Below are 6,000 nucleotides of genomic sequence, written 5' to 3'. Positions count from 1 at the left end.
TTGACTTTTAGGCCAAGGCGGCCTAGAACCGTGGCTCTTTATCCTTGAGCCCTGCTGTTGACGTAGCGGCCATAGGGGGTAAGGGCTTGTAGCTCAGGTGGTTAGAGCGCACGCCTGATAAGCGTGAGGTCGGAGGTTCAACTCCTCCCATGCCCACCATTGCAGAGAATTTCGGAAAGGCCTATACAGGCTTATGATTGTTCGCGTGGGGGTATAGCTCAGCTGGGAGAGCACCTGCTTTGCAAGCAGGGGGTCGTCGGTTCGATCCCGTCTACCTCCACCAACAATAACGGGCGGCCTTGTGCCGCCTTTTGTCGTTGTACCAATCCATGCGGGGGAGCGTATGACGCATTACAGTGACCATCTCTACCCCCTCGCGCCGGATGTCACCGCCCTCGTCGTCATGGCAACCGACCTTGAATATGGCGCTGCGCTCAAGCAACTGGGCATCAGACCGCTCATCACCGGGGTGGGGCCGATTATGGCGGCGATGACATTGACGCACGCCCTGGCCGCGCTTTCTTTCTCCCGTCGCCCGGATGTCATTCTCAACCTTGGCTCCGCCGGAAGCGCGACATTGGAGCAGGGCGGCGTCTACCGCGTCTCCAGTTGCGCCTACCGCGACATGGACGCCTCCGCCTTCGGCTTCGAGAAAGGCACCACCCCCTTCAGTCCGCATCCGGCCGTCATCCATAAGGCGGCCATCCTGCCCGGCATCCCGTCAGCCTCCTGCAGCACGGGCGCCAATGTCGTCAGCGATTATGCGCCCATCCGTGCCGACATGGCGGAAATGGAATATGCCGCCCTTAACGAGGTGGCCATGCGCTTCGGCCTTCCCCTCATCGGCCTCAAGGGCATCAGCGACGGCAAAACCCCGCTGACCGGCAAGCTGCTGGAATGGACCGAACTGTTGCCCGCCATCGACCGGCGTCTCGCGGGGATGATAACCCACATAAAAGACATGTTGGCGCAGAGTGAGCTCACCAAACCATCACTCTGCCAGATGCCCGCGCATTGGACGGCGGAGCACGCCTCCTTCTCGCCGGTCCGGCAAGGCACGCTGGCTGCCTAGAAATTGCGGTTCCGCCCGAAAATGCCTATATTGCATTGATACGAAACGTGGCAAAACAGCGGATAAAAGGAGGCCGTATGGCACATCGATCATTCTTGCTGCGCATAGGCATTACGCTGCTTTCACTGGGAGCGGCGCTGCCCGCGCACGCGGCCGCCACGCCTCAGGACGCATTCAACCAGCTCACCCGCTGCGTACAAACCGAGGATGTGCAGACCTGCCGCACCGTGCAGACATCCGACTCGCTGCCACTTTATGACCGTTTTGCCTCTTATGGCCTGCTTCGCTGCCTGCCCAAAGACGCAACCTATGTTTCCCAGGAAGCCGAAGGAAACGCCGTGGTGGTGCGCGCCCGCGTCACGCAGAATGAGAAACCGCGCATCATGCGCCTCGTCTTCACGCAGGAAGCGGGCGGCTGGAAGCTGGACACACCCGAATCCCTCCGACGCGGCATGGGTGAGAATTGGCAGAAACAGGTGAACATGACCGAGCAGCTTTACCTGATGATGCGCACGCAAATGGGCGGCCAGCTCAACTGCGCCATGATCCATGCCCTTGCCGGTGGCAAAGGCACCGTGGAAAGGGAGATTCCCTGTGAGCGACATCATCAACCTGAAGCAGCGTCGCAAAGCCAAAGCCCGCGTGGAGAAAGAGAAAAAAGCCGCCGAGAACCGCGTCAAATTCGGCCGCACCAAAGCCGAGAAGCAGAAGGAAAAACGGCTCGACACCCAGGCTAAACAAAAGCTGGAAAGCCACAAACGCGAGACGGACGAAGAATAGCCCGCCTACAGGCTAAGGCCGTTTGCCGCATCCGTCGCCGCCTGCTGCGCGGCTTCCTCAATACTGCCGACCTGCGGCAGGATATCCGCCATCCGCACAAACGCCTCTGCAAACATGCCGAGCTTATCCTCCCGGCAGCAAAGTACAAACCGCCCCTGCTCATCATGGCTTATCCGGTACACGCTGCCCGGCCTGTCTTTTCTCGCGCGTTCAATCGCCCCGGCCAATGTCGTCAGAGCCTCGCCCTGTTCAGGCGCAAAATGCAGCACCTGCTGAAACACGCCCTGATGGATTTCTCCGGCGCCCACCTGCTGCGCCCATGCAAATGCCCGGTCGGAAACCATCCGCCCTCGTAATGTGTCAATCGGCACAGCTTCCACCAGTGCCGCGATCGCTTTCATTTCTTCTGGTGCCACCTCTGCCGGAGGCTCCGACTCGGCTTCCCCCACCATTTCTTCCAATATTTCTTCGAGCGGCTTTTCCGGCTGCCGCAGGTCCGGCGGCGGCCAGAAGGATGCTGCCTTCTCCTGCTGTTCCGGCGTCAGGTGGTTCATCCCTTCCAGAAACACCTGCTCCGCTTCGCTGAGTTCCAGCCCTCTGCCATCTTCGGCCAGTGCCAGTTGCGTGATGCCATAATCCTCCGGCACACGGTGTTTTCCCGCATCAACCATCGGCACCGTATCAAACAGGTGGTCAATCAGCCGCCCATCCCCTTCCACCGCGTGTTCCAAAACCTCACGCAACATCAGGTTATCCGTCCCGGTCACATACAGCACGCCCGCCCCGTGCCGCACGCGTGAGCGAATCACGGTGGCCTCCACCTGCCGTTCGGAATATTGCGCCTTTACGGCAAACGCCATGTCCACTTCCGCCGTGCCATGCTCTACCCCGCCCTTGATGCGGCGTTTGATCATCCCCGCCATATCGGTGGAGGTAAATGCCTCGCCCGAAACCCCCATGGTACCGATGGCGTTTGGAATGGGCAGCCCCGCTTGCTGCGCGACATTTACCACCCAGCTTTCGCAGTTGGTCGCCACGCGCGTGATGCTGTGTTCCTCCGCCATAATCGGCGCGCCATCGGCATCAAGCACCGGCTCATGACGCACTTTAGTTTGTCCATCGTAGCCCTTCACCAGCACGGGACGCGTCAATGGCTGCGGTGTTCCATCATAATTCATCGCAGGCTTGGAACCCGCCTCCCGCCCATGCTCATCAGGTGTCACCGGGTTGTGGTCCACCATGTTGGAATCATCATACCCCTTGGTCTGCATGGCATAAGGGTGGAGGTAAACAGGGTTGGCAACCGGTTCTCCCGCAAAATCCACGGGCGCCTGTCCGCGTATTTCATCCTCGCGCTTGTAATACACACGCTGCCGCCCGCCGAAATAATAGGGCTGCACCCCCGGCATGGTCAGGGTCAGGCTGTCTTCCTTATCCATCACATTGGGCGTTTTCTTCGGCCCTATATGCTGATGTTCCACCCAGATATTATCCAGCGAATCGCGGATGAACTGGGCCTGCTCCTTGCTGCACGGCATAAGCATGATGCTGTCACCCTCATACCGTCCCCACACATGCCGCTTCGCCAAGATATATTCATTCTGCAACGCTGCCAGATCAGCCTGTGCCGTGGCCTTTTCGTCTCCGTCATCGCCCATGGCCAGTACCCGCCGATGCGCCTCATACAACCTGTCGAGAATAACCTCCTCCTGCACCAGATACTCCAGGTAAATGGCGTCATTCCTCGCGGGGATCGAATCAGGATCATCCGGGGGCGCCTTGGCGCGCAATTCTGCGATCTGCTGTTTGGTAAACTGGGCGTCCTTCTCACATTTCTCAGCCGACATCGCAATGTCGATATTCTGCTGGGAAACATTATATTCCGGCCGGTTATAATAAAGCGCCCCCTCATACTCCACGGGGTTCATCACCATCTCGCCATCGGGCTTGTACTCAATCAGCACACCAAAGCTGTGCCGGTGCGAAATGGTAAATATCCCAATAGGTTGGGACACAATCGCAAACGCATAACGTGACTGGGTCTCGGGCTCGCCCATCCGCATATTCCCAATGAAGAATCACCGGAAACATTAACGTATTAATGTTAATAATTTGATTAAAACGGGAAAACCCCGCCTTTAAAGCGGCTTCAGCAGTGCTTCCGCATGAAACGCCACATGCTCGCCCATGAAGCTCGAGATGAAATAATAGCTATGGTCATAGCCATCCTGCATGCGGAGCATCAGCTTATGGCCCCCCAACGTCGCCGCTTCACGCAGCAATTCAGGCTTCAACTGGTTGGCTAAAAATTCATCCGCACTACCCTGGTCCACCAGCAGCGTCAGCTTGTTCGTCGCGCGCTGCAACAGGGCGCAGCTGTCCCATTCCAGCCAGGCATTGCGGTCTTCACCCAGGTAATGCGTGAAGGCCTTCTCTCCCCACTGTACTTGTGTTGGCGCGGCAATAGGGGAGAAGGCCGAAACGCTACGGTAAAACCCTGGCATCTTCAGCGCACACACCAGTGCCCCATGCCCACCCATCGAATGCCCGCTGATGCTCCGCGCATCGCTGGCGGCAAAATGCTGCTCCACCAGGTCCGGCAGTTCCCGCGTCACGTAGTCGAACATCTGAAAATGCTTTGCCCACGGCTCTTGCGTGGCATTGAGGTAAAACCCCGCGCCTTGTCCCAGGTCATAGGCCGCGTCGTTGGCGACATCCTCCCCACGCGGGCTGGTATCCGGCGCTACCACGATGATGCCATGTTGCGCGGCAAATTGCTGCACGCCGGATTTGGTGATGAAATTCTGCTCGGTGCAGGTCAGGCCGGAAAGCCAGTACAGCACAGGGCAGGGGCCATCCTTCACCTGCGGCGGCAGATACACCGCAAACCGCATGTCGCACTTCAACGTGGCGGATGCATGCTTCCACACTTCCTGGCTGCCGCCGAAACTGGCATGTTGCTCGATCCGTTCCATTAGAAATGAATCACCGTGCGGATGGATTTTCCCTCATGCATCAGGTCGAACGCCTCATTGATGCGCTCAAGCGGCATCGTGTGCGTGATGAACGGGTCCAGTGCGATTTTGCCTTGCATCGCATCTTCCACCATACCCGGCAGTTCCGTGCGCCCGCGCACACCGCCGAAGGCGCTGCCCCGCCACACGCGGCCCGTCACCAGCTGGAAGGGACGCGTGGAAATTTCCTGCCCTGCGCCCGCCACGCCGATGATGATGCTCTCGCCCCAGCCCTTGTGGCAGCATTCCAGCGCCGCGCGCATCACACCCACATTGCCGATGCACTCAAAACTGAAATCCACGCCGCCATCGGTCATCTCCACAATCACCTCCTGAATCGGCCTGGCATGATCACTGGGGTTGATGCAATCCGTCGCCCCCATCTGCCGCGCGAGCGCGAACTTGTCGGGGTTGATGTCGATGGCAATGATCCGCCCGGCCTTCGCCTGTTTCGCACCCTGAATCACCGCCAGCCCGATGCCGCCAAGGCCGAACACGGCGACCGTATCGCCCGCCTTCACCTTGGCCGTGTTATGCACCGCGCCAATGCCGGTGGTCACGCCGCAGCCCAGCAGGCACACTTTTTCAAGCGGTGCGGCCTGGTTGATTTTCGCCAGCGAGATTTCCGGCACCACCGTGTATTCGCTGAAGGTGCTTGTGCCCATGTAATGATAAATCGGCTTGCCCTGATAGGAGAACCGCGTCGTCCCGTCCGGCATCAGCCCCTTGCCCTGCGTAGCGCGGATTTTCTGGCACAAATTCGTCTTGCCGGATGTGCAGAATTTGCACTCGCGGCACTCCGCCGTGTATAGCGGAATCACGTGGTCTCCCGCTTTCAGGCTAGTGACGCCTTCGCCCACTTCCACCACCACGCCGCCGCCCTCATGACCGAGGATGGCCGGGAAAATCCCTTCCGGGTCTTCACCGCTCAGCGTAAACGCATCCGTATGGCACACGCCCGTATGCGTAATCTTCACCAGCACCTCGCCCTTTTGTGGTGGCGCCACATCCACTTCCACAATCTCCAAAGGCTTACCGGGTGCGAAGGCCACCGCCGCGCGTGATTTCATGCGTCACTCCAATTCGTGTATGTCGGGCAATTCGTTCAGGGCAAAATCGTGCAAACCGTCCCTC

5 protein-coding genes and 2 tRNA genes are annotated in these 6,000 nt (G+C 59.0%); 4 read left to right on the top strand and 3 right to left on the bottom strand.

The window, feature by feature from the left end; translation table 11 throughout:
- The first annotated feature begins 82 nt into the window (after positions 1–82).
- From GC177_09700 to GC177_09685, 4 genes are all read left to right on the top strand, one after another.
- Positions 83–159: transfer RNA gene (locus GC177_09700), tRNA-Ile, on the top strand.
- Between the two features lie 48 nt (positions 160–207).
- Positions 208–283: transfer RNA gene (locus tag GC177_09695), tRNA-Ala, on the top strand.
- Positions 284–343: 60 nt separating this feature from the next.
- On the top strand, positions 344–1,072 hold the full coding sequence (locus GC177_09690; protein ID MBI1276227.1) for a 5'-methylthioadenosine/S-adenosylhomocysteine nucleosidase: 729 nt from the start codon (positions 344–346) through the stop codon (positions 1,070–1,072).
- 594 nt (positions 1,073–1,666) lie between these two features.
- A complete protein-coding gene (locus GC177_09685; GenBank protein MBI1276226.1) occupies positions 1,667–1,852 on the top strand; it encodes a DUF4169 family protein in 186 nt (61 codons plus the stop codon).
- Positions 1,853–1,857: 5 nt separating this feature from the next.
- Here GC177_09685 and GC177_09680 read toward each other — a convergent pair whose 3' ends face one another.
- From GC177_09680 to GC177_09670, 3 genes are all read right to left on the bottom strand, one after another.
- Positions 1,858–3,909: a hypothetical protein gene (locus GC177_09680; protein MBI1276225.1), complete on the bottom strand. Its 2,052-nt coding sequence runs from the start codon at positions 3,907–3,909 to the stop codon at positions 1,858–1,860.
- 81 nt (positions 3,910–3,990) lie between these two features.
- On the bottom strand, positions 3,991–4,827 hold the full coding sequence (gene fghA / locus GC177_09675) for an S-formylglutathione hydrolase (GenBank protein MBI1276224.1): 837 nt from the start codon (positions 4,825–4,827) through the stop codon (positions 3,991–3,993).
- Positions 4,827–5,936 (bottom strand): S-(hydroxymethyl)glutathione dehydrogenase/class III alcohol dehydrogenase, encoded by a 1,110-nt coding sequence (locus tag GC177_09670; GenBank protein MBI1276223.1) that lies wholly within the window; start codon positions 5,934–5,936, stop codon positions 4,827–4,829. Before GC177_09670 ends, fghA begins: the two co-directional genes overlap by 1 nt.
- Between the last annotated feature and the right edge of the window lie 64 nt (positions 5,937–6,000).

This window comes from bacterium, assembly GCA_016124905.1.
GTDB lineage: Bacteria > Pseudomonadota > Alphaproteobacteria > Rickettsiales > RI-342 > RI-342.
The sequence above is the reverse complement of the archived record's forward strand: the minus strand, read 5'-3'. Positions and strand labels throughout refer to the sequence as shown.

Bases quoted from the DNA above. Each gene is read 5' to 3' on its own strand.
- GC177_09690 (MBI1276227.1), top strand. From the start codon at position 344: ATGACGCATTACAGTGACCATCTCTACCCCCTCGCGCCGGATGTCACC.
- fghA (MBI1276224.1), bottom strand. From the start codon at position 4,827: ATGGAACGGATCGAGCAACATGCCAGTTTCGGCGGCAGCCAGGAAGTG.
- GC177_09680 (MBI1276225.1), bottom strand. From the start codon at position 3,909: ATGGGCGAGCCCGAGACCCAGTCACGTTATGCGTTTGCGATTGTGTCC.
- GC177_09670 (MBI1276223.1), bottom strand. From the start codon at position 5,936: ATGAAATCACGCGCGGCGGTGGCCTTCGCACCCGGTAAGCCTTTGGAG.